This is a genomic window from Glutamicibacter sp. BSL13, from assembly GCF_052928425.1.
The window spans coordinates 1-23,560 of record NZ_JAVGCZ010000014.1 but is presented as its reverse complement, the minus strand read 5'-3'; the positions used below and the strand labels follow the sequence as shown (position 1 = coordinate 23,560).

The window sequence follows — 23,560 nt, the reverse complement described above, 5'->3', positions numbered from 1 at the left end:
CACGGCCGGTCTGTTCATTTTATCAGTGCAAAGGCGCTTTCTACCGTCCGGTAGATCACCTTGCTCGCTCCTGACCACAGAAAATTCGGGAGTGAACGCTTGGACCCAGATTTTCCCCGTTGCCTCGAATTCATGTTCTGATCACCATTAACCGGATACGATGCGAGCATGGAAAGCAACGTGGCGCGGGATCTTGCGCGACCAAAAAACTCGTGGCTTAATACTGCGACTCTGGCCTGGGCCAGCTGGGACTGGGGCCAGGCCGCCATCAACGCCGTGATGACCACCTTTGTCTTCACCGTCTACCTCACCAGTGAGCTGTTCGGATCCACCGATCACGCCTCGGTGGTGCTGGGCCAGGCGCTGACCGTGGCCGGGGTGGCCATCGTCCTGCTGGTGCCGGTAACCGGGATGCGTTCGGACGCGGCCGGGCGGCGCAAGTTGTGGCTGACGGTGAACTCGCTTGTCGTGGTGGCGCTGACCGCCGCCTGCGTGTTTGTTGCCCCGGACCCGAAGTACCTGTGGTTGGGAGCCTCGCTGATCGCCGCGGCCTCGGTGTTCTCCGAGTTCGCCTCGGTGAACTACAACGCGGTGCTCACCCAGATCTCCAGCCCGGCCACGATCGGCAAGGTTTCCGGTTTCGGCTGGGGCATGGGCTACGTGGGCGGGATCCTGGCCTTGGCCCTGGTCCTGTTCGGCTTCGTGGACCCGTTGTTCGAATGGCCCGGGGCGAACACCGAGGATTCGTGGAATCTGCGCTGGGTGGCGATCTTCAGTGCCCTGTGGTTCCTGGTCTTCGCGCTGCCGGTCTTCTTCCGCATTCCCGAGTCCCCCGCCAGCCAGTCCGCGCGCATCCCCCTGGCCAGCTCCTACAAGGTGCTCTTCGGGCGGATCGCCCAGCTGTGGCGGGAGGACCGCAACGCCGTCTTCTTCCTGGGCTCCTCGGCGATCTTCCGTGACGGGCTGGCCGCCATCTTCACCTTTGGCGGGGTGATTGCCGCCGGGACCTTCGGGTTCGCCCTGAACGAGGTGATCATCTTCGCGATTGCCGGGAACGTGGTGGCGGCCCTCGGTGCGCTGGCCGGCGGGTGGCTGGATGACGTGATTGGCCCCAAACGGGTCATCCTGGGTTCGCTGGTCGGACTGCTGGTGGCTGGGCTGGGCGTGTTCTTCTCCCCCGAGGCCAGCGGCTTCTGGTTGTTCGGGCTGCTGTTGTGCCTGTTTGTTGGTCCCGCGCAGTCCGCGTCCCGCTCACTGCTGGCGCGCATGGCCCCGGCGGGCCGCGAGGGGGAAATGTTCGGGCTCTACGCCACCACCGGTCGGGTGGTCAGTTTCCTGGCCCCGGCCCTGTTCACCACCTCGATCGCGCTGGCCACTCCCCTGGTTGAGCCCGGTGCGGCGCAGCGCTACGGGATCCTGGGCATCCTGCTGGTGCTGCTGATCGGGTTGCTGTTGCTGCTGCCGATCAAGACCCCGCGCACCCGATTGGAAGACTAGCCCGCCTCCGGGCGCACGGGCCCGGCGCGGGCAGAATTAGTTTTCCAGGAGGCTGCGATGGAAATTCAGGTGGCTGCGTGAGGCCGTTGGCCCGCGCTGCCCCTGATAGCGGTTGCCGTAGGGGCCAGAACCGTAGGGGTGTTCGGCCGGCGAGGTGAGCTGGAAGAAGCACAGCTGGCCGATCTTCGACCCGGGCCACAGCTTGATCGGCAGGGTGGCCATATTGGACAGTTCCAGGGTGACGTGGCCGGAGAAGCCGGGGTCGATGAACCCGGCAGTGGAGTGGGTGAGCAGCCCCAGGCGGCCCAGTGAACTCTTGCCCTCCAGGCGGGCGGCGATGCCGTTGCCCAGGGTGACCTTCTCGTACGTCGCGCCCAACACAAATTCCCCCGGGTGCAGCACGAACGGCTCATCCGGGTCGACTTCCACCAGCCGGGTCAGTTCCGGCTGGTCGGTGGCCGGATCGATGTGGGCGTACTTGTGGTTGTCGAACAACCGGAAGAAACGGTCCAGCCGCACATCCACCGAGGCCGGTTGCACCATTTCCTCGGAGTACGGTTCCAGGGCGATCTGCCCGCTGTCTATTGACCGACGAATGTCACCATCTGAATACAACACGCCTATAAATTTATCCTGCTGGCGCCCCCGACGGTAACCCGCGGCCGAATGTGGCGCAAATGGGGCGATTGAATCGGCGCAATCCCACATGGCTGTGGGCCACCTTCAGGCACTATCCTTGAAGTGTTGTCGTGCCAAAACCCAAAGGATGGTGTCTTACCAACAATGCGCTCCGTTACCCGGGCAGCCAGTGCCGCGCTGGTCTCACTGCTGTTGGCGGTAGGCGGCCTTTCCGCCGCGAACGCCGCCCCCGCCGATGAGGTGCCCGAGGTCAGTGCCGAGGAGCTGTCCGACAGCAGCAGCTTGTTGGCCTTGATCAACCCCAGCATCAAGCTGCCCGAGGAGGACTACCACCCCAAGGGGCTGCGCAACGTCGCCGGTTCCGGTGATCAGTTGCGCGATGAGGCGGCCGACGCGGTGGAGGATCTGGTGGCCGATGCCCGCAAGGCCGGGCACCCGCTGAAGGTCATCAGCGCCTTCCGTTCCTATGAACGCCAGCAGGTGCTGTTCAACCAGTACCAGGCGAAGTTCGGCACCGAGTATGCCGAACGGATTTCGGCCCGCCCGGGGACCAGTGAACACCAGCTGGGTCTGGCCGCGGATGTTGGCTACAGCGGCAGCAAATGCGAACTGCACGCCTGCTTTGGCCAGAGTCCGGCCGGCAAGTGGATTGCCGAGCACGCCGTGGACTACGGGCTGATTGTCCGGTACCCGGAAGGCGAGGAGAAAACCACCGGCTACCGTTACGAGCCGTGGCACCTGCGCTACATCGGCACCGAGCATGCCCAGGCAATGAAGAAGCTGGACATGGACACGTTCGAAGAGTACTTCCAGCTGCTGGTGGAGAACACCGAGCAGGGCGAGCAGGGCGACCAGGCCGCACAGGAGTCGGTCCCATCCTCCCCCGCCCCGAGCGACAAGGAAGATGATGCGGCATCGCAAGAGGCCAGTGAACCGAGCCCCACGCCGACCTCCCTGCGGGAGCCCGAGGACCTGATGGTGCTGCGGTTCCTGCCGCCCTTCAGGGATTGGGCATTCGGGCTGGGCCAGTAGCTCCTGCCGGCCCTCCCCCAGAACTGCGCGAAGGCCGCCCCACTGGGGCGGCCTTCGTTGTTGGTACCGGTAGGCGGTGCAACGTCGGCTAGTTCGCGCGCACGGGGATGCCGGTGAAGGTCGGCTTGGAGGTGGCTTCGAAGAAGTCGTTGCCCTTGTCATCCACGACGATGAATGCCGGGAAATCCTCCACCTCGATCTTCCACACTGCCTCCATGCCCAGCTCCTCGTATTCCAGGACCTCGACGTTCTTGATGCAGTCCTGGGCCAGGCGGGCAGCCGGACCGCCGATGGAACCCAGGTAGAAACCGCCGTGGCTGTTGCACGCGTCGGTGACCTGCTTGGAGCGGTTGCCCTTGGCCAGCATCACCTTCGAGCCGCCAGCCGCCTGGAACTGCTCCACATAGGAGTCCATGCGCCCTGCGGTGGTCGGTCCGAAGGACCCGGACGCCATGCCGTCCGGGGTCTTGGCCGGGCCGGCGTAGTAGACCGGGTGGTCCTTGAGGTACTGCGGCATCTGCTCGCCGGCGTCCAGCCGTTCCTTGATCTTGGCGTGGGCGATATCGCGGGCCACGACCAGCGGACCGGTCAGCGAGAGCCGGGTCTTGACCGGGAACTTGCTCAGCCCGGCCAGGATCTCATCCATCGGCTTGTTCAGGTCGACCTTCACCACGGAGCTGCCGCCGGTGCCGGTCACCCCGTCGGTGGCCTCCCCGTGTTCGGCCACGGCCGGGTGGGACTCGTCGGGCATGAAGCGGGCCGGGTCGGTTTCCAGCTGTTCAACGAAGACGCCTTCTTCGGTGATCTTCGCCAGCATCTGCCGGTCGGCGGAGCAGGAGACCGCGATGGCCACCGGCATCGAGGCGCCGTGGCGCGGCAGGCGCACCACGCGCACGTCGTGGCAGAAGTACTTCCCGCCGAACTGCGCGCCGATGCCGAAGTTGCGGGTCAGTTCCAGCACCTTCTCTTCCAGGTCGGTGTCACGGAATCCGCGCCCGGTCATGGCGCCCTCGGTGGGCAGCGCGTCCAGGTACTTCGCCGAACCGTACTTCGCGGTCTTCAAGGCCATCTCGGCGCTGGTGCCGCCGATGACGATGGACAGGTGGTAGGGCGGGCAGGCGGCGGTGCCCAGGGAGCGCAGCTTCTCATCGAGGAAGCGCAGCATCGAGTTCTCGTTCAGGATCGCCTTGGTCTCCTGGTAGAGGAAGGACTTGTTGGCGCTGCCGCCGCCCTTGGCCATGAACAGGAACTTGTATTCGGTATCCGCCCCGGGCTTCGTGTTGGCGTACAGGTCGATCTGCGCCGGCAGGTTGTTGCCGGTCTGCTTTTCTTCCCAGGTGGTCAACGGAGCCAGCTGCGAGTAGCGCAGGTTCAGCTTGGTGTAGGCGTTGTAGATGCCGCGTGAAAGCGAAATTTCATCCTGCTCCTCGGAGAGCACCCGCTGTCCGCGCTTGCCCATCACAATCGCGGTGCCGGTGTCCTGGCACATCGGCAGGATGCCGCCGGCGGCGATGTTCGCGTTCTTCAGCAGGTCCAGGGCCACGAACTTGTCGTTCGGGCTGGCTTCCTCATCGTCGAGGATGTTGCGCAGCTGCTGCAGGTGGGCCGGACGCAGATAGTGGGAGATGTCGCGCAGGGCGGTTTCGGCCAGCAACTCCAGGGCCTGCGGGGAAACCTGCAGGAACTTCTTGCCATCTGGACCGGTGGCGACATTGACACCGTCCGAGGAAATCTTGCGGTAGGGGGTGTTGTCCTCGCCGATGGGCAGAAGATCTTCATAACGGAATTCAGGCATGCTCAGTCCTTGCATCTTTTGTGGGTTGCTCGAGAGCCATTTTAGGCTCTCGGCCGCAAAATGCGGATTTGGTGTTTGCGCGGGTGAGCCAAGGGCGACATGCTTGAGGGCATGAGCAACGAAAACCCAGAGGCAACCTCCCAGTCCGGGCAGCCCGAACAGCTGCCGGACATGATCATCGAAACCCCGATGGACCAGGAGCGGGCCCGGCCCAAAACCCACTTCGAGAACATGATCGCCGCGGGCCTGAACAAGCCCGAGCTCTCCGGCTCAGTGGTGGGCGCCTTCATGGCCGCCGAGGTGTATTTCCTTTCCCGCGAGGAAGTCACCGGCGAAAACCCCAACGCGCAGCCCATGTTGCTGACCAATCCCGCCGGGGCGCCGATGGTCGCGGTGTTCAGTTCACTGGAGCGCATCCCGGGCACCTACATTGACCAGGCACCCTACGGTGTGAAGGTGCAGGGGGCCACCATTGTGCGCGCCCTGGAGGGCACCGGGATTGTCATCAATCCCGGTGACGATCTCAGTTTTGAGATTCCGGCCGAGGGTGTGGCGGTGTTGCGTCAGGAACTGGGCAAGGGCCGAGGCAGCCACTAGCCGTCGGCGCGCCGCCGGCACCCGCGCGGGGATGTAATCATGGTCACACCCCGGACAAGCGGTTGGCCGCGGATTTCCGCGGTTCGAGCGCCGCACCTGTGGCCATTGGCGCATGCCACAGGTCATCTTGGCGTCATTGGCTTGAAAACCGGGGCGCTGATTGCGCTATGCTGGGATACGCCCGGGCCGCCAATAGGCCGCTCGGAGCTTTGCGGGCGTAGCTCAATGGTAGAGCGCTAGCTTCCCAAGCTCGATACGCGGGTTCGATTCCCGTCGCCCGCTCGCAAGACCAAACGCCGGGACCCAGCAGGGTCCCGGCGTTTGGCGTCTGGGCACCCATCAGGGAGCCGGGCCCCGCTGGCGCGGGATCGACTCCCAGCCGCCGTCCCAGCCGGTGCCCCATCCGAGCAGCACAATGATCCAGGAGGCCGTCATGACCGGAGTGCTGTCCGGCTTCTCCATCATCTGGGTGGTCATCCTGGTCGGCTACGCGGTCGGACGCACCGGGGTGCTGGGCGACCAAGGCCGGTGGGTGCTGAACCGATTGACCTTCTTCGTGGCCAGCCCCGCCCTGCTGTTTCTGGCCATCGCCGATTCCGAACCAACCCAGGTGCTCGGACCACTGCTGTGGATCGCCACCATTTCGGCGTTCCTCACCGCCGGGATCTATCACCTGGCCACCTTCAAGTGGCTGCAGCGCCCGGCCGCCGAACGCATCGTCGCGGCCATGAGCGCCTCCACCGTGAACTCAGCGAACCTGGGCCTGCCGATCGCCCTGTACGTGCTGGGCGACATGGCCCACGCCGCCCCGGTGATCCTCTTCCAGCTGGCGTTGTACCAGCCGGTGAACCTGGCCATGCTGGATGCAACCACCATCAAGCACCGCACCACCTTCTGGGCGTTGGCCTCGGCCACCGCGAAGAACCCCATGATCATCGGCTCCCTGGCGGGCCTGGTGGTCGCACTGACCGGCGTGCAGCTGCCCGAACTGGTGCTGGCGCCCATTGAACTGATTTCCGGGGCCTCGATCCCGGCGATGCTGCTGGCCTTCGGAATCTCGCTGGTCGGTTCCAAGCCCCTGGACCCGGGCACCGGGCGACGGGCGGACGTGCTGATTGGTTCGCTGGCCAAACTGGTCATCCATCCGCTGATCGCCTGGCTGCTGGCGGCCTTCGTGTTCCGCCTGCCCACGGAAATGATTGTGGCGGCGGTCATCATGGCCGGGCTGCCCACCGCGCAGAACATCTTCGTCACCGCCTCGCGCTATGAACGGGGCGTGGTGATCGCCAAGGACACCGTGCTGATCACCACCATCTGCGCCATCCCGATCATGATGCTGCTGGCGCTGCTGCTGGGCGTGTAGCCCCTGCCTCATCACGGCGGCCATCTCACGCTGCGCCCGCCCTATGCCGCCGGTCGGCCCTGCGCGGTGTGGGCTGTGTCAAGAGTGTGAATTTTTGTGACACCCCCTCCCCGGAAACTCCCCGCCGGACGGCGGGGCAGGGAATACTCGGATACGACCGGGACGTTGTGACGTTCAGGCCATCACCCGCCGCAACCAAACCGAGGGGTTCTCATGAAACGGATTTTCACCGCACTGTCCACCGCAACCGTTCTGGCCTTGTCGCTCAGCGCCTGCGGCTCCTCGAACGATTCGGGCGGCGCTGAGGCCAGCGGCTCCACCTACCAGCAGGTGCAGGAATCCGGGACCCTGACCGTGGGCACCGAAGGCACCTACCGCCCCTTCTCCTACCATGAGGGCAACGAGCTGACCGGCTACGACGTCGAGGTGATCGAGGCCGTCGGCGAGAAGCTGGGGGTCGAGGTCGAATTCGAGGAAACCCAGTGGGATGGCATCTTCGCGGGCCTGGATGCAAAGCGCTTTGACGTCATCGCCAATCAGGTGAGCGTGAACGAGCAGCGCGAAGAGAAGTACTTGCTGTCCACCCCCTACACCGTCTCCAACGGGGTCATCGTGACCAAGTCGGACAACACCGAGATCACCTCCTTCGAATCCCTCAAGGGCAAGAGCACCGCCCAGTCACTGACCAGCAACTGGTATGAGACCGCCAAGGACGCCGGCGCGAACGTACAGGCCGTGGAGGGCTGGGCGCAGGCCGTCACCCTGCTGAAGCAGGGCCGGGTGGACGCCACGATCAACGACAAGCTCACCTACCTGGATTCGCAGAAGAACCAGCCGGATGACGCGATCAAGATCGCAGCTGAATCCGATGACAAGTCCGAGGTTGCCGTGGCGATGCGCAAGGACGACACCGAGCTGCATGAGGCGATCAACAAGGCGCTCGATGAGCTGCGCCAGGACGGAACCCTGGCTGAACTGTCCGACAAGTACTTCGGCAGCGACGTCACCAAGTAGCCTTTTGCCGTGTGCGGGCCCGGCCCGCACACGGCCCGTGCACTGAACGAATGGCGAGGCATCCCCCACCGTGGGGTTCGGCCTATGCGTACACTTGCCCCAAGGAGATTTCCTCGGGGCAAGTTGGCTTAAACCGCAAGGAGAAAGAGGACCGATGGACCAGACATGGCAACTGGTTTTGGATTCACTGTGGCCCCTGGCCAAGGGGGCACTGACCGGAACCATTCCCCTGTCGCTGGCCAGCTTCGCACTGGGACTGATTCTGGCGCTGGTGATCGCGTTAATGCGCATCAGCGCGAACCGCTTCGTCTCTGCGATTGCCCGGATCTACATATCGGTGATCCGCGGCACCCCGCTGCTGGTGCAGCTGTTCGTGATCTTCTTCGGCATGCCCTCGGTGGGAATCACCATTGACCCGTGGCCCAGCGCGATCATCGCGTTCACGCTGAACGTGGCCGGCTATGCCGCGGAGATCATCCGCGCCGCGATCCTCTCGGTCCCCTCCGGGCAGTGGGAAGCCGGCTACACGATCGGCATGTCCCGCACCCGCACTCTTTACCGGCTGATCCTGCCCCAGGCGACCCGGGTGGCGGTCCCGCCGCTGTCCAACACATTCATCTCCCTGGTCAAGGACTCCTCGCTGGCCTCGCTGATCCTGGTCACCGAAATGTTCCGCCGGGCCCAGGAAATCGCCGCGAGCAGCCTTGAATTCATGACCCTGTACCTGACCGCGGCCGCCCTGTACTGGGTGATCTGCCTGGTTCTCTCCACCCTGCAAACCCGCCTGGAAGGAAGGCTTGAAAAATATGTTGCCTAACACCGCAGCCCCGCTGCTCACGGTTACCGGGTTGCACAAGGCCTTCGGCGACAACCAGGTGCTGCGCGGCATCGACTTCACGGTGCACGAGGGTGAAGTGCTGGCACTGATTGGCCCATCGGGCTCCGGAAAGACCACGGCGCTGCGCTGCCTGAACGGGCTGGAGGCCGCCGATTCGGGGACCGTCGCCTTCGCGGGCGGCCCTCAGGTCACCTTTACCCCGCAGCTGCGCAAGAAGCAGGCCTCGGTGCTGCGGGACCGTTCGGCGATGGTGTTCCAGGGCCACCACCTCTTCCCGCACCTGACGGTGCTGCAGAATGTCACCGTGGGGCCGCTGGAGGTGCAGCGCCGGCCCAAGGCCGAGGTGCTGGAGCAGGCCAACGCGCTGCTGCAGCGGGTGGGGCTGGCCGCCAAGGCCAGCGCCTATCCCTCATCGCTTTCCGGCGGCCAGCAACAGCGGGTGGGGATCGTGCGCGCCTTGATGCTGCAGCCGGACCTGCTGCTCTTCGATGAGCCGACCAGCGCCCTGGATCCGGAACTGGTCGGGGACGTGCTCACGGTCATCAAGGAGCTGGCAGCCGAGGGCTGGTCCATGGTGCTGGTCACCCATGAACTCGCCTTCGCCCGGGACGTGGCCGACACGGTGGTGTTCATGGACGAGGGGCACGTCATCGAACGCGGCCCCGCCGCGCAGGTGCTGCGTGAGCCGTCCCAGGAACGCACCAAGGCGTTCGTGCACCGGCTGCTGAACCCCTTCTAAGCGCTGGTGCGCGAACCGGAACAACTGGCGGCGACAGGTGCTGGCGGTACCCTGGAGGGCAACGCCGTACGGCGCGGTAATTTAAGAACTCACCAGCGCAGCCGATACCCTTATGGGGAGATGAACGCACCTAATCCTGTGACCCGAGTCGCTCTGCGCTGGGCCCTCGTAGTACTTGCCCTTGTGCTCCTGTTCGCCGCGGCGATCATAGTTTGCAATCGAACGATCTGTTCCCCGGCAGCACAGGTCAAGCACCTGCATCAGCTGTTGGAGGAAGGCAAGGGCGCCGAGGCGCTGGGTCTGCTGGGGGCCAAGGTGCCCCAGGGGGACGCGGTGGCCCTGGATGGCGAGGTGCTTTCCCGCACCCAGTCCGGCATCACCGAATTCGAGGCGGATGCGGCCCAGCAGGATCAGGATGTGCCCGGCAGGGTGACGGTCACCGCCCACTACAAGGCCCACGGGGTGCCCAGCGAATCGACCTATGCGCTGCACCATGACGGGAAGTCCTGGATGTTCTTCGACACCTGGAAGTTCGAGGAAGTCACCCTGCCGACCGTGCAGATCAAGGCGAACACCGTCAACGAGATCGAGGTCAACGACCAGAAGATCCCGCTGCAAAAGGGCCGCACCGAGCTTCCGGTGTTCTTCCCCGCCGTGCTGGACGCCGGGTTTGAAACCAAGAACTTCAAGGCCGACACCCGCGGCAAGCTGATCACCTCCCCGGTGCAGAAGCCGGTGGAGATCGCCCTGCGCACCGAGCCGACCAGCCATTTCACCCAGAACATCAGCAAGCAGCTGAAGAAGTACCTGGATGGGTGCGCCACCCAGAAGGTGCTGATGCCCACGAACTGCCCGTTCGCGTATCACACGACCGCTCGGGTGGATGCCAAGACCATCAAATGGCAGATCACCGACTACCCCAAGCCGAAGGTTTCCTACTATGACGGGGCCTGGGTGCTGGGACCGCTGACGGTAAAGACCGAGCTGCAGCTGACCGAACAGGATCTGCGCACCGGTGAACTGAAGCCGAAGGTGGTCAAGGACGCGTTCGGGTTCAACGCGAACCTGGACACCAGCACCACCGAGGTCAATGTGCGCCCGGTGGCCGCCGTGGAACAGCCGGCCCACTAGCCGGTCGCAGCCAGGCTGCCGGCTCTAGCCCTCGCCCTCACGTCCCGTGGGTTCTTCCTGGTGGCGCAGCCGCAGCAGCTGCACCTGCCGGCGCAGCGGGATCGCATCGGCACGGAACTTCTGCCACAGGATCAGGGCAATGATCCCGGAGACCAGGGAGGCGCCCGCGCCCAGCCCGACCGCCATGCGCGGCCCGAACAGGGTGGCCAGCCAACCGACCAACGGAGCCCCAATCGGGGTGCCGCCCTGGACCACCATCAGGTACAGCGCCAGGACCCGGGCCCGGTATTGGCCTGGAACCGAGGTCTGCACCATCGTGTTGCAGCTGTTCAGGAACGTGAGTGCAAACAAGCCGATGGGGACCAGGGAGAGCGCAAAGAGCGTGTAGGTCGGCATCAGCGCGGACAACAGTGCGCTGGCCCCGAAGAACGTGGCGCCCAGGATGATGTAGCGCCACCGCGGCCGGGAGCGCCGGGCCGCCAGCAGGGCTCCGGCGAAGGTGCCCACGGCCATAATGGTTCCCAGCATGCCGTACTCCCCCGCCCCGACCCCGAACACCTGGGCCGCCATCATGGCGTTGGTCAGTTGGAAGTTCAGCCCAAAGGTGCCCACCACGAACGCCAACCCAAAGATCAGCAGCAGGTCCCGGCGTCCACGCACATAGGCGAACCCCTCCTTCACCTGGCCCTTGGCCCGCACCACCCGCTTCGCCGCGTGGATTTGGCTGCGGTCCAGGTTCGTCAGCGAGAACAGCACCGCAATGAATGAGAACCCGTTGATCAAAAACGCCGGGCCGGTGCCGAACGCGGCGATTACCAGGCCGGCCACACCGGGGCCGGCCAGCCGGGCCAGGTTGAAGTTCGCACTGTTCAGCGCCACCGCGTTGGTCAGGTGGGTACCTGGCACGATCTCCGAGACGAACGCCTGGCGGGCCGGGGCGTCAAATGCGGAGCCGACGCCCAGCGCGGTCGCCAGCACGTACACGTGCCACAGCTGGGCCACATCGAGCAGCACCAGGGTGCCCAGCACCAGGGCGCACAATCCCATGAAGCTTTGGGTGCACAGCAGCACCTTGCGTTTTTCGTAGCGGTCGGCGATCAGTCCGGCGTAGGGGGCCAGCAGCAGCACCGGCAGGAACTGCAGGCCGGTGACGATGCCGGTGGCCGTGCCGTCGTTGTCCGTCAGCTCGGTGAGCACCAGCCAGTCCTGTGCGACCCGCTGCATCCACGTGCCAATGTTCGATACCAGCGCGCCAATCACCCACAGCCGGTAGTTGCGGATCGACAGTGCCCGGAACATCTTCGTAGCCACGTGTTCTCATAGCCGGCCCAGTCGGGTGCCGGCGTTCCTCCTCACCCTTTGTAGTCTAGCCACGTTGCCGGGACCCGAAACGGTGCGGTCATGAAACTTTCACCCCGCCTCCTTCCCGCTGCGCCTGGGCTTCACACCCCGGGGGCTTCAGTGCCTAGAATTAACCCACGCACACACCGGAAGGAACATGGCAATGGCCAGCGCAGAAGAAACCCTGGAACTCAGCGGCACCACGCGCCTGATTGGCGAGCGGCTGATCCTTGAATTTGATGCCGACTCCAGCGGGCTGCTGCCCAGCCGCGGCCAGGTTGCCGTGCGCCTGCAGTCCGCGGACAGCACCCCCACGGTGGTGTTGGAACCCGATGGCCGGCGCGGGCACTGGCTGGCGCTGGACCAGGACGCCACCGCGGCATTGGCCAGCGGCCCGAGCGAGCAGCTGACGCTGCGGGCCACCCTGGCCGAGCAGTGGCCCGAGACCAGCGTGCCGCAGGACCTGGCCGAGGCGCTGGAGGAGGCCCAGGACCTGGAGGGGACCTGGGAGAGCCTGACCCCGATGGCCCGCTGGGAATGGGTGCGCTGGGTGGGGGCCACCAAGAACCCGTCAACCCGCCAGCGCCGCGTGGAAGTGAGCATCTCCAAGCTGCGGGACGGCAAGCGCCGCCCCTGCTGCTTCGACCTGTCCTCCTGCACCGACCCGGAGGTCGCCAAGAGCGGCAAGCTCATCGAGGCGTAGTCGGCCATCGAAGCAAAGCAGCGGGCCGCCCACCGGATCCTCTCCGGCGGGCGGCCCGCTGCCTTGCTCTTCGTACGGCCCTTCCCGTACGCGGGTTAGTTCACCCCGCGCAGGTCCAGCTCCAGCTGCTGGTCCCCTTCGGCATCCAGCAGCACCGGGATGCCCCAATCCTGCTGGTACAGGTGGCAGGCGGCGTGGTCCGGAATTTCCCCACCCGGCTCCCCGTCACAGGCGGCGGCGCGGGCGGTGATGTGCAGGACCCCCTCGGGCACGTCCGGGTTCAGGCTCAGGGTGCGTTCCAGGCCCACCGAGGTGCCGGCCCCCTCCAACAGCAGCTCCTCCGGGCTGGCGGAGATCTTCAGCTGGGTCGGGTCCCCCCAACGGTCATCGAGCTTCTGCCCGCTCGGGGCGGCGAAGCGCACGGTGATCCGGTGCTGCCCGGAACGCACCTTGGTACGCGGACGCTGGGTCTGGCTGGCGCCCTTGTCCACGGACAGGGCCTCTGCCGGGACCGGGATGCGCACCAGCTGGTGAGCGTTGGTTTCCACGATCAGCAGCACCGGGTCCCCGTCCACCGAGTCATCCAGCAGCACGTCCGCCGGTTCCTTCAGCCCCTTGGCCAGGGTGGAGACGGTTTGGGTCACCGGATCGTAGCGGCGCACCGCCCCGTTGTAGGAGTCGGCCACCGCCACCGAACCATCGGGCAGGTTCGCCACGCCCAGCGGGTGCTGCAGGCGGGCTTGTTCGGCCGGCCCGTCACGGAACCCGAAGTCGAACAGGCCGGTGCCGATGGCGGTGGAAACCTGAAGGGCCTGGCCACGCTCATCGGTGGTGATGCTGCGCAGCGCACTGGTTTCGGAGTCCGCCACCCACACGGTGCCCTGCGCGTCGATGCTCAGCCCGGAGGACTGGGCGAACCAGGACTCATGGGCCGCACCGTCGGCCAGCCCCTCCAGGCCGGTGCCGGCAAAGACGCTGACCGCGCTGGTGCGCGGGTCGAAGGAGAAGATCTGGTGGGTGCCGGCCATCGCCACGATTACCTTGCCCGCCGGGTGGTAGACCACGTCCCAGGGCGAGGAGAGGGAAATGTTCAATGCATCCGTGCCCAGTTCGGTGGGCTGTTCGGTGCTCCGGGCCGTTTCGGCATCCAGCAGGCGCTGCACGCCGTTGCCGGCCAGGGTGCCGACCTTGCCGGTGCCCAGGTTGACCGAGCGCAGCCGGTGGTTCACGGTGTCCGCCACGACCACGTCGTAGCCGACCTCCTCGGCCAGTTCGGCCGGCAGCAGGCCCAACCCCTGCAGTTCGTTGAACTGGGCGTTGTCCGCGTCCCCGTCCGCGTAGCCGCGCACCCCGGAGCCGATGGTGCGCACCACGCTGGACAGGTCCGGCCCCAGCTCCACCAGGCGGTGGTGGCCGGAGTCGCCGACCAGGAAGTTCCCGTTGGGCAGCGGCATGACCTTGCCCGGGAAGCGCAGGTCCCCCTCGCGGGCCGGCGGGGCCACGTACGGCCCGTCCCCACGGTGCAAGGTGCCCTTCGCCTCGTGCTCGGCAACCAGTTCGGCGACCAGGGAGCGCAGCCCGGCCGCGTGCCCCTCCCCGGAGAGGTGGGCGACGATGTAGCCCTCGGGATCCAGCACCACTAGGGTGGGCCAGGCGCGGGCCGCGTAGGCCTGCCAGGTCTGCAGTTCCGGGTCATCGAGCACCGGGTGCTCAATCTCGTAGCGTTCCACGGCGGCGGCCAGCGCGTCCGGGTCCGCCTCGTGTTCAAACTTTGGCGAATGCACGCCCACGGTCACCAGCACGTCCCGGTACTCTTCCTCCAGCGGGCGCAGCTCGTCGAGCACGTGCAGGCAGTTGATGCAGCAGAAGGTCCAGAAATCAAGCAGGACAATCTTGCCGCGCAGGGCCTCCAGGTCCAGCTGCCGCCCGCCGGTGTTCAACCAGTTGCGGCCCACCAGTTCGGAGCCGCGGACCTTGTAGGCGGTGCGGACGGAAGAAGTATCAGGGCTCATGCCAAGGGCTCCTTAGGTTGGGGACACCGGTGGCCGATGGCCGACCGGGATACGTCCATGGTAGTCGTGGCCCGCCCCGGCGGCAGTGCGCATGACGCTGTGCGAAGCCGGGGCCGGGCCGGCGGTGTTACAGCTGGCCCAGCACGCTGTCCATGATCTGCTTGGCGACCTGGCCGAACTGTTCATCGGCCAGCGATTGGCCGGAGATGAAGGAGACCATGGCCACGTACTGGCCCTTGGTCTGCACCAGCACCAGGGTGTCCTGGGCGGTGTCCGCGTTGCCGCGCCGGGTGTAGGCCAGCTGGGACTCCACCTCGCCGACCTGCGGGTTGCTGAACTTCAGCGTCTCGGTGTACTCGCTGCGGTTCAGCTTCACGCTGGAGCAGTCGGTGCGCATGGTCAGCACGGTCTTGAAGTGCTCCTCCACCGGGGCCCGGTCCGCGACCTTGGCCACCTCCACCGAGCCGGCGATGTTCCCGGCCTGGTTGGTGAAGTCGGTGCGCGCCACCTCGGTGCCCAGCTGCGCCGGGGACCAGTTCAGCGCCTCCAGCGGCTGCTCGCACTGGGAGGGCAGCACCACCACATCCTTCAGGGTGTCGGTGGGCGGGGTGGCCAGTTCCTTCAGCTGCTCCTGGCCGATCCGCTGGGACTGGTCAAAACCCAGTTGGGCGGCGAAGACGGCACCGACCTGGGTGGCCAGCTCCACGGTGGAGACCTGCCCGGTTTGCTCGCTGCTGCCCGGTTCGGGGCTGGGCAGCGGCTTGCCGCTGGGCTTCGGGTTGGCGGTGGCGGAGACATGGATATCATCCTGCGGCATCTGCTCGGCCTGTGGTTCTGCCGAGCAGCCCGCCAGCAGCAGCCCGGCCACCAGCAGTCCAGCGCCGGCCCTGAATCGTTTAGCTGCCACGGTGCTCCCTGTGCTCAACTTGCTGCTCCATTTTCCTGTCCATCTGCTTCAGCCGGGCGAACATTTCGTTGTAGGCGGCCAGGTCCGCGTCCCCGTCACGGTCCGCCTGGCGGTCCACGCGCTTCTTCTCCCGGTCATCGCTGCGCGCCCAGGTGATCATCACGGCGATGGCGATCACCAAGGTCGGCACCTCGCCGATCGCCCACATCGCCCCGGCACCGACCACCTGGTCCTCCAGGGCGCTGCCGCCCCAGGTGCGGCCCATGTTGCCGAACCAGTCGGCGGCCAGCAGCGTGTCGGTGCTCATCAGCGCCACGGCGAAGAACGCGTGGAAGGCCACGGTGGCCAGCAGCAGCAGCAGGCGGAACGGGTAGTTGAAGCGGAACGGGATCGGGTCGGCCTCAATGTGGCTGAGCACGAACAGGTAGCCGGTGAGCAGGAAGTGCACGTTCATCAGCTCATGCCCGGCGTGGTAGCGCATGGCCGGTTCCAGGATCGGGGTGAAGTAGAAGATCACGATGGACCCGGCGAAGTTCACGGCGGCGAAGATCGGGTGGGTGATGACCTTCGAATACGGTGAATGCACCAGCCACAGGATCCATTCGCGGGCCCCGCGGGTCCCGTCGGTGCGGGTGGGCAGCACCTTCAGCGCCAGGGTGACCGGGGCGCCGAGCACCAGGAAGATCGGCACGATCATGGTCAATGACATGTGATCGACCATGTGCACCGAGAACTGGATTTTGCCGTAGACGGTCAGGGCGCCGCTGGTGACATAGAACAGGGCCACCAGGCCCACAATCCAGCTGATCAGGCGCAGCACGCTCGGCTTGTCCCCGCGCCGGCGCAGGGTGATGAACGCCCACAGGTAGAACACCAGCAGGAACACGCACGCCGCCACCCACAGCCAGTCCGGGCGCCACACGGTGAACCAGCTGGAGGTCTGCAGCGGTTCGGGCAGCTCATAGCCGGTCAGCAGCCGGGCCGGGGTAGGCTCGGTCGGCGGGTCATCCGGGGTGGGCGGTGCGGTGCGGGAGAGCACGGTGGCCACCGACATGGTGGCGCCCATCAGCGCCACCTCCACGGCGATTACCCGCCAGGCCGTGGCCACGGCACTGACCTTCCCGGCCAGCAGCCGGGGAATGATCCAGTTGCGGTGCGCCAGGCCCAGCGCCCCCAGGATGAGGGTCAGCACGATCTTGGTGATCACCAGGGTGCCGTAGGGGCTCAGCCACTGGTCCCAGTCGGTGATGCGGATCAGGGCGGAGACCAGCCCGGAACCGGCCAACAGCACGATCGCGCCGGCGGCCAGGGTCGAATAGCGGCGCAGCACCACGCCCAGCAGCAGCGGCCGGTCCTGGTAGCGTCCCGGGGCCGGGCCGGTCAGGGTGGGGGTCAGCAGCCCAAGCACCACCAGCCCGCCGAACCACAGCACCACGGCCAGCAGGTGCAGCCCGATGCCGTTGACCGCGGCGTAGTGGTCATCCCCGCCGGCGGCGTGGCCGATGAAGGCCAGCGGCACGATGCCCAGCAGGGAAAACCCGGCCACCAGACCCACCCCCACCTGGGAACGCACGGCCAGGGCCAGGGAGGTGACGATCGCGGAGATCACGATCATCCACGCCCAGGCCCGCCCGGTGGCGATCTGCAGGATGTAGTCCAGGATCGCGGCGGTGTAGTTCGGTTCAAAGTTGATCGGCACCCCGGCCAGGTCCCAGAAGGTCAGGATCAGCACGCTGCCGGCGGCCAGCGTCCACACCACCCCGGCCCCTGCGGCCAGGTTCATGGCGCGGGTGAAGGAGGGGTGCTCCGTGCCGGCGTCGGTCACCGGGTTCTCCGCGGTGGGCCGGCGCGACTTGGTGCTGCGCGGGATGATGCAGGAGGCGAAGATCAGTGCGGCGATGGCCACGGACATCGCGGTGTGGTGGATGATCCGGCTGATCGGCAGCGCCCAGGGCACGAACCCGCCCGGATCAGCCAGCAGCCGGGGGGCGGTGATGCCGCCGACCAGCACGGCCAGCAGGAAAGCCACCACCATGCCCAGCACACCGGGGATGATGAAACGGGTCAGTTTCGGGACAGGCATGCCCAGCTCAGCCTGCCGGGGTTCGCGTGATTGTGTCGCCATAGCCTCTCCATCATCTCATTGCGTGCCAACCGCCGTTAAGCTTCCGGCGGCTGGTTGGCGCATCTCACATGTGCGCTTCCGAAGGGGCCGGGCCCCACGCCCGGGCCCCTTCGGACGGCGCTAGTGCCCTGCGGCCTGGAACAGCTGCTGGCCCAGGTACATGCCCTGGCTGATGCCCGGCAGCACCCCGTACACGGCCGAGCCGATGGGGGTGGTCCATTCGTTCAGGGCGTCCAGTTCGGCCAGCCGGGTTTGGACCGGGATGAAGCTGCGGGCCACATCCACCTGGTAGCTGGCGAACAGCAGGCCGGCACTCCCGCCCTCCTGGTAGCTGTAGCCGCGGCGCCACAGCACCTCATCCCCGCTGGCGGGCATCGCCCGGGCCACATGGGCGTGCCCGGCGATCGCCGGCAGCCCCAGTTCGGTGACCGCCTGCAGGTCCACCGGGTCCTGCGGGTGCTGCCCGGACAGCGGGGCGCCGTCGCTCTGCCGGCGCCCGAGCGCGAAGTCCCGGGCGGGGCGGTCCACCTCATCCCAGGTGTCCAGATCCATCTGGATCCGGCGCAGCACCAGGGTGGTGGCATCCGGGAACCAGGCGTCGGACGGCTCATGGCCGAACACCGCCAGCCGGCGGGTGTCATCCTTCGGGTTCGCGATCCCGTCCACCTGCCCAAACAGGTTGCGGAACGGTGAACCGGCCGGTTGGGAGCTGGCGGCATGGGTGAACCCGTGCTGCTCGTATTTCACCCGGGTGATCGAGCGCAGGTTCTTGCGCACCGAACGCACCGCGTGCGCCAGCACCGTGGGGTCCTCCGCGCACAGCTGGATCACCAGGTCCGACTGGCCGTACTCTTCACGCAGCCGGTCGATCTTGAACTTGGGCAGCGGTCCCAGGCTGGCGGGGGCTAGGTCGGGGCCGATCAGCCCAATCGCGGCACGGCTCAGGCCCACGGTCAGGCTCAGGTTCGCCGGCAGCTGCGCCATCTCCGGTTCAGTGTCGGCCAGCACCCCCTGGCCGGCCATGAGCCGAACCGCGTCATCGGTGATCATCCGCAGAATCGAGCGCAGCCGTTCGCGCTTCGCGGCGGGCTCCAACCCCTCCAGCACCATGTCGATACCCAGGAACACGGCGTGGGCCTGCGGATTTTCCAGGATCCCGGGCTGGTGGCGCCCGTACGGGGAAAGGTATCGGGCCAGTGCCGGTTCGGGCCCCGCCGGGCTGGCGGCGGCCTGCTCGGCGGTGAGCTGGCCAACCCCGAACCCACTGACCAGCCCGCCCAGCGCCGCCACGGCGGAGCCGGTCAGCAAGGTGCGCCGCGAAGGTTCAGCACGGCGGGTCGATGCCGGAACTCCGCTCATTTAGTGCCCTCCCCCGTGCTCCTCGTGGGTGCCCTCGGTGTCCTGGGAGTGCTGCGAGTGGTAGCTTTCGTTCGCGCCGTCGTAGTTGCGGATGGGGAACTGCACGTCCTTGCTGGAGCCGTCGGCGAATTCCAGGCGCAGGGTGGCCACCTCGGCGGGCACCAACGGCTGCTTCAGGTCCATGAACATGATGTGGTTGCCGCCCGGGGCCAGTTCCACGCTCTGTCCGGCAGGAATCTGCAGCGCCCCCTCGATCTGCTGCATGACGGCATCGGTGCCCTGGCCGGCCATTTCATGGATCTGCAGGGTGTTGCCGTGTTCCTGGTCCACCACTGCCTCCAGCTCCACCGGCTGGTCGGAGTCATTGCGCAGGGTGCCGAACGCGGCGCTCATTCCCTTTTCGGCGGCCTTCGCCCACGGGTCGGTGACGGTCAATGCGTCGGCCTGCCGGCTGGCGTGCTGTTCGTGGTGGCTGTTCTGGGCCGTTGGCTCCTGTGTGGTGCCGTCGGCTGGGGCGCAGCCGGTGAGCAGCAGGGCCGCCCCCAGGCCGAGGGCGGCAAGGGACTTGGTCGAGATCTTCTCTGACATCATGATTTGTTCGCTTTCTTGCCCGCCGCGCGTGCTCACCAGGGGTGCGCAGGGTAGGGCTGGGCGCGCCTCGCAGGTGGACCGGGAGGGCGCGCCGGATGGGCGCGTCAACCCGGAGAAATGCGTTGGGGTGCGCGGCAGCGGCGCGCGGCAACTGCTGGGCTGCGGCGGCGTGGCGGTAGGTTCGGGAGGTGGCGCGATTCCGCGCCGGAAATTTGGTGGAGGGGCTACTTCATGTTGTTGCGGCGGGCGAAGTTCACCAGCACCGCCACGGCGACACCGAAAATCGCTACGCCGACGATGATCCACACGATCGGGCTGATACCGGCGGCGGCCTCCTGCGGCGCGGTGGCCGGTTCCTCCGGTGACTGGGTGGCAGCATCCTGGGCGCCGGGTTCGTCGCTGGCCTCGGTGCTCGGGGCCGCTGCGGTTTCGGTCGCGTCGCTGCCGGCCGCCTGGCCTTCGAGGGTGAAGCCCACGGTTCCGTCGATGGGGTGACCGTCGGAGGAAACCACGCGGTAGGTCACGGTGTATTCACCGTTGGGCAGCGGCTGGTTCGGGGTGGCGATGACATCCCGGCCCTTGACCTGCAATTCGTTGTCGAACTTTTGGCCCTCGGCGTTCGAGATGACCACCACGGTCATGTCTGCGCCCTCCACGTGCTGCAGTTCGCCGGAGAAGTTAAGCTTGATCTGTTCTGGCGATTCACTGATCGTCGATTCGTTCTTCGGGGTGGAGCCGGTCAGCTGATCGTGGGCGTTGGCCGCGGTGCCGGCGGTGAAGATCGCCAGCACGGCGATCAGCAGGGCCGCGAAGAGGCGTGCGGCGTAGGTCGTCTGGCGGGAGATGGCCAGGGTTTTCATGGGTTTTCCTTCCATCCCTGTCCGCAGGTGTTCCCCTGGGACAAGGCAGGTATTGAGTTCGGGGTTCAGGCGAAGGTCAATACGGCGGAAGGCGGTCCGCGCAGCAGCGGCAGCCGGTGGTCGTGCCGGCCGGAGAGCACCGGCACTTCACGAGTGTTCGTGGTGACGCGGGGCCAGGGAGCCGGGGCGGTGCGCAACAGCAGCAGCAGTCGGCGCACGAAGGAAAGGCTCAATATCTCCAGCACGGCCCGGGCCAGTCGTTCGCCCTGGCGCAGGGTGAAGATGGTCAGCACGGCGGCGCCCATGTGGGCGGCGAGCATGTCCAGCGACTCGGCCTGGACAGCTTGCGGGTTCACGCCCAGCGACATGACGTGGTTGGCGTGCACGCCGGTGCCGGTGGCGGCAACCAGGCTGGAGCCGTGGTGCGTCATGACCGACAGTGCCAGGTGGTAGAGTCCCTGGCTTCCGAAGACGAGCAGGCTCAAACTCAACAGGCTGTTCTTGCGCCCCAGCATCGCCATGGCCACCACCGCGGAGACGCAGGTGATCAGGACCATGACCACCAGGGATGCGACGGTGGGGACGGCGTGGGCGTGGGCGGCAAACGCCATCCAGGTGCACACAGCGGCAGCAAGCCATCCGCGCATGACGCGTGGTGCTGCTGTGCTCATGACTGTGCTACCCCTACCGGTTCGAGCTGGACGTGCCCATTGTGGGTAATTCTACGTCAGGTAGAAGCAGGGATCGAATCGGCCCCTGCACCATGCAGCAGAGGCCGGAATCCATGATGGATTCCGGCCTCTGGCAACAGTTCGCCCGGGTGAGCCCGGACACCGTTGAAAGTCTGAAAGAAGACTACTTCTTGGCTACGGCGGCCTTCAGCTTCGAACCAGCGGTCAGCTTCACCGAGTGGCCGGCCGGGATCTGGATGGCTTCGCCGGTCTGCGGGTTGCGGCCGGTCCGGGCGGCGCGGTCGGTGCGCTCAACGGCCAGCCAGCCCGGGATCGATACCTTCTCGCCCTTGGAGATCTGCTCGACGAAGACGTCGAACACGGCATCCAGCACACCGTTGACGGCAACCTGGGAGTTATCGGTCTTTGCTGCAACAGCAGCAACAAGTTCGCTACGGTTCATAGCCAATGTATGGTCCTCCTGGACTAGTCTTCCTTGGCCCAACGAGCCTTGGACGCCACGCGGTCGCGCGGTCTTCTAGAAACAGAACCTATCAAATGATTATGGGCGAAACGCCCGAAATCACCGGAAATCTGCGGATTTTTTTGGAGATTGGCGGAATTTCACGCTCGGCTTGACTAGTTCACCACATTTTGAGGTGCGCCGATCCGGCTCTGAGTGAAGACTGGGCCATCTGTTGCTAGAGGCCGAAGGGATCGGCCCCGTCATTGGCTCGCCGATAAAGCTCCCACACCGGATCCAGGAGTTTCTTGCTGCGGGTCAACCGGGACGGTTTGACCATGCGCACCCGCCCCTTGGAGAGCAGTGCCGGGCCAAAATACGCCCCGCGTTCGGTGGCGGCGATCCCCGGGTTCAGGGCTGCCTCGATGATCGGCACCGCCCCCTGGTGCTTGCCCTGGGCAAAGCCCGACTGCAGCTGATCGCGCCAGCGCCGGGCCGGGGTCGGTTCGTTGATCCCCGGCACCGCGATGCTCAGACCGGATATGGAGTATCCCGGGTGCACGGCCAACGACCGGGCCGGCCAGGACAGTTGCTTCAGGCGGTGGTCCAGGGCCATGGTGAAGCACTGCAGGGCCGCCTTGGACTGGGTATAGGCGCGGTAGGCGCTGTACCTGTGGTGCAGTTCCAGGTTCTGCGGGTCGGCCGGCAACATCCGGGTGGACATGGATCCCAGGCCAATTAGTCGCAGCTGCCGCTGGCGGAACTGCTCCGCCAGGGAGCCGATGAGCCGGGCATGGCCCAGGAAGTTGGTGGCCAGGGTCAGTTCGTGCCCGTCGACGCCCACCTGGCGTTGCCGTGGGGTGTGGATCAGGCCGGCGTTGGCGACGATGATGTCAAGTTCCTCCGAGGCCAGGTCGCGGCCAAGCCGGTCAACGGAGGCGTAGCTGCTGGTGTCCAGTTCATGCTGCCGTATCCGGCTGCCCGGGACGAGCTGTTCAATCAGCTCCCGGGCCAAGCGACTGCGCTGCATCGAGCGGCTGGCGATGATGACCTGTGCCCCGCTGGCCGCCAGACCCAGTGCGGTGAAGAAGCCAAGCCCGGCGTTGCCGCCGGTTACCAGGGCAGTCTTGCCCTGCCCCCAGCCGTTCCAGCGTTCCCGGTTGGCATGGACGGTATCCGCTGGTTCCCCGTGCCCCAGCAGGCCTACCGCTCCGTGTCGATACTTTCTGGTCATGGCTTTCAGGCTACTACGGGCCATGGCACGACACTGGGAGGCGGACGGCGACTATTGCCGCAGCGACCGGCACGGTGACACGATGGATTCATGAGCAACGAGTCCAAACGCCCCGGCGAAGACGCGTCGCTAAATGCCGCCCGCTATCAGATGCAGCGCTCCAGCGAGGAGGCGTTGCCCGAGGACGAATATGCCCGGCGGGCAGGACGCAGCGACCCGCAGGCCAAGCCCCGCACTCCCCTGCAGTATCACGCCGAGGATGAGGCGTGGCAGGTGGCCAATTCGGCGATCGAGGAAGCCATGTCTCGCGGGGAATTCGACAACCTGGCGCTGGCAGGTCAAAGGATTGACCATGTCACCGGCGACAGCGACCCGGACTGGTGGCTCAAGGGCCTGATGAAGCGCGAACAGATCAGCGGGCTGGGTCCTCCGGCCCTGACGTTGCGGGTTGAGGATCAGCACCTGGAGCAGGTACTGGACCAGCTGCCCGGCGAGGCCGGAGTGCGGGAGCATCTGAAGGATTTCAACCGCCGCGTTATTGAGGCCCGCCGTCAGCTGCAGGGTGGTCCGCCGGTGATTACGGCGTTGCGCGACGTGGAGGAAGAAGTGGCCCGGTGGCGGGATCGTCGTGCCGCCCGCAAGCCACAGC

At 66.2% G+C, this 23,560-nt stretch carries 22 protein-coding genes and 1 tRNA gene; 11 read left to right on the top strand and 12 right to left on the bottom strand.

The annotated features are described in order from the left end of the window. Positions 1-168 precede the first annotated feature (168 nt). Positions 169-1,497 carry an MFS transporter gene (locus RCJ92_RS04235; RefSeq protein WP_446753846.1) on the top strand — a complete coding sequence of 443 codons (1,329 nt, stop codon included), beginning with the start codon at positions 169-171 and terminating at the stop codon, positions 1,495-1,497. Positions 1,498-1,533: 36 nt separating this feature from the next. On the opposite strand, the gene dcd is transcribed toward RCJ92_RS04235, so the two are convergent. Continuing rightward, positions 1,534-2,115: a dCTP deaminase gene (gene dcd / locus RCJ92_RS04230; protein ID WP_138176723.1), complete on the bottom strand. Its 582-nt coding sequence runs from the start codon at positions 2,113-2,115 to the stop codon at positions 1,534-1,536. A 165-nt stretch (positions 2,116-2,280) separates the two neighbouring features. On the opposite strand from dcd, the gene RCJ92_RS04225 reads away from it, so the two are divergent. Next, on the top strand, positions 2,281-3,168 hold the full coding sequence (locus RCJ92_RS04225) for a M15 family metallopeptidase (RefSeq protein ID WP_446753845.1): 888 nt from the start codon (positions 2,281-2,283) through the stop codon (positions 3,166-3,168). Between the two features lie 88 nt (positions 3,169-3,256). On the opposite strand, the gene RCJ92_RS04220 is transcribed toward RCJ92_RS04225, so the two are convergent. After that, on the bottom strand, positions 3,257-4,963 hold the full coding sequence (locus tag RCJ92_RS04220; protein WP_446753844.1) for a fumarate hydratase: 1,707 nt from the start codon (positions 4,961-4,963) through the stop codon (positions 3,257-3,259). A 111-nt stretch (positions 4,964-5,074) separates the two neighbouring features. Between RCJ92_RS04220 and RCJ92_RS04215 the strand changes: the two genes are divergently transcribed. The 7 genes from RCJ92_RS04215 to RCJ92_RS04185 all read left to right on the top strand — a co-directional run bounded on the left by RCJ92_RS04215 (position 5,075) and on the right by RCJ92_RS04185 (position 10,645). Then, positions 5,075-5,560, top strand: coding sequence for an SseB family protein (locus tag RCJ92_RS04215; RefSeq protein ID WP_171021217.1), 486 nt, complete (start codon positions 5,075-5,077; stop codon positions 5,558-5,560). A 211-nt stretch (positions 5,561-5,771) separates the two neighbouring features. Next, positions 5,772-5,842 (top strand) — tRNA-Gly (locus tag RCJ92_RS04210). A 151-nt stretch (positions 5,843-5,993) separates the two neighbouring features. Next, a complete protein-coding gene (locus RCJ92_RS04205; protein ID WP_138926696.1) occupies positions 5,994-6,923 on the top strand; it encodes an AEC family transporter in 930 nt (309 codons plus the stop codon). Between the two features lie 213 nt (positions 6,924-7,136). Further along, complete coding sequence (locus RCJ92_RS04200; RefSeq protein ID WP_138176707.1) at positions 7,137-7,937, top strand: amino acid ABC transporter substrate-binding protein; 801 nt, start codon at positions 7,137-7,139, stop codon at positions 7,935-7,937. A gap of 154 nt (positions 7,938-8,091) precedes the next feature. After that, the gene (locus RCJ92_RS04195; RefSeq protein WP_054820790.1) at positions 8,092-8,754 is read left to right on the top strand and encodes an amino acid ABC transporter permease; all 663 of its coding nucleotides are present in this window, start codon (positions 8,092-8,094) and stop codon (positions 8,752-8,754) included. Continuing rightward, positions 8,744-9,514: an amino acid ABC transporter ATP-binding protein gene (locus RCJ92_RS04190; protein ID WP_138176701.1), complete on the top strand. Its 771-nt coding sequence runs from the start codon at positions 8,744-8,746 to the stop codon at positions 9,512-9,514. The genes RCJ92_RS04195 and RCJ92_RS04190 overlap by 11 nt, the downstream gene beginning before the upstream one ends. A 138-nt stretch (positions 9,515-9,652) precedes the next feature. Next, positions 9,653-10,645, top strand: coding sequence for a hypothetical protein (locus RCJ92_RS04185; protein ID WP_446753843.1), 993 nt, complete (start codon positions 9,653-9,655; stop codon positions 10,643-10,645). A gap of 24 nt (positions 10,646-10,669) precedes the next feature. Here RCJ92_RS04185 and RCJ92_RS04180 read toward each other — a convergent pair whose 3' ends face one another. Beyond that, positions 10,670-11,956, bottom strand: coding sequence for an MFS transporter (locus tag RCJ92_RS04180; RefSeq protein ID WP_246049562.1), 1,287 nt, complete (start codon positions 11,954-11,956; stop codon positions 10,670-10,672). Positions 11,957-12,149: 193 nt separating this feature from the next. Here RCJ92_RS04180 and RCJ92_RS04175 point away from each other — a divergent pair, with 193 nt between their 5' ends. Next, a complete protein-coding gene (locus tag RCJ92_RS04175; protein ID WP_446753842.1) occupies positions 12,150-12,689 on the top strand; it encodes a YdeI/OmpD-associated family protein in 540 nt (179 codons plus the stop codon). A 95-nt stretch (positions 12,690-12,784) separates the two neighbouring features. Here RCJ92_RS04175 and RCJ92_RS04170 read toward each other — a convergent pair whose 3' ends face one another. The 9 genes from RCJ92_RS04170 to RCJ92_RS04130 form a co-directional block, all read right to left on the bottom strand. Continuing rightward, positions 12,785-14,701: an NHL domain-containing thioredoxin family protein gene (locus RCJ92_RS04170; protein WP_446753841.1), complete on the bottom strand. Its 1,917-nt coding sequence runs from the start codon at positions 14,699-14,701 to the stop codon at positions 12,785-12,787. A 127-nt stretch (positions 14,702-14,828) separates the two neighbouring features. Then, positions 14,829-15,608, bottom strand: a complete 780-nt coding sequence (locus RCJ92_RS04165) for a hypothetical protein (RefSeq protein WP_396277105.1) — start codon at positions 15,606-15,608, stop codon at positions 14,829-14,831. After that, a complete protein-coding gene (locus RCJ92_RS04160; RefSeq protein ID WP_446753840.1) occupies positions 15,598-17,733 on the bottom strand; it encodes a cytochrome c oxidase assembly protein in 2,136 nt (711 codons plus the stop codon). Before RCJ92_RS04160 ends, RCJ92_RS04165 begins: the two co-directional genes overlap by 11 nt. A gap of 120 nt (positions 17,734-17,853) precedes the next feature. After that, on the bottom strand, positions 17,854-19,092 hold the full coding sequence (locus tag RCJ92_RS04155) for a Dyp-type peroxidase (protein ID WP_446753839.1): 1,239 nt from the start codon (positions 19,090-19,092) through the stop codon (positions 17,854-17,856). Next, positions 19,093-19,683, bottom strand: a complete 591-nt coding sequence (locus tag RCJ92_RS04150; protein ID WP_138926704.1) for a copper chaperone PCu(A)C — start codon at positions 19,681-19,683, stop codon at positions 19,093-19,095. A gap of 224 nt (positions 19,684-19,907) precedes the next feature. Further along, positions 19,908-20,543 (bottom strand): copper resistance CopC family protein, encoded by a 636-nt coding sequence (locus tag RCJ92_RS04145; RefSeq protein WP_175419413.1) that lies wholly within the window; start codon positions 20,541-20,543, stop codon positions 19,908-19,910. A gap of 65 nt (positions 20,544-20,608) precedes the next feature. Continuing rightward, the gene (locus RCJ92_RS04140; protein ID WP_138926706.1) at positions 20,609-21,214 is read right to left on the bottom strand and encodes a hypothetical protein; all 606 of its coding nucleotides are present in this window, start codon (positions 21,212-21,214) and stop codon (positions 20,609-20,611) included. A gap of 184 nt (positions 21,215-21,398) precedes the next feature. Then, complete coding sequence (locus tag RCJ92_RS04135; RefSeq protein WP_054821492.1) at positions 21,399-21,683, bottom strand: HU family DNA-binding protein; 285 nt, start codon at positions 21,681-21,683, stop codon at positions 21,399-21,401. A gap of 232 nt (positions 21,684-21,915) precedes the next feature. Further along, positions 21,916-22,911: an SDR family NAD(P)-dependent oxidoreductase gene (locus RCJ92_RS04130; RefSeq protein ID WP_175419414.1), complete on the bottom strand. Its 996-nt coding sequence runs from the start codon at positions 22,909-22,911 to the stop codon at positions 21,916-21,918. Between the two features lie 90 nt (positions 22,912-23,001). Here RCJ92_RS04130 and RCJ92_RS04125 point away from each other — a divergent pair. Beyond that, positions 23,002-23,560 (top strand): DnaJ family domain-containing protein (locus RCJ92_RS04125; RefSeq protein ID WP_446753838.1); only part of this gene is annotated, 559 nt, incomplete at its 3' end.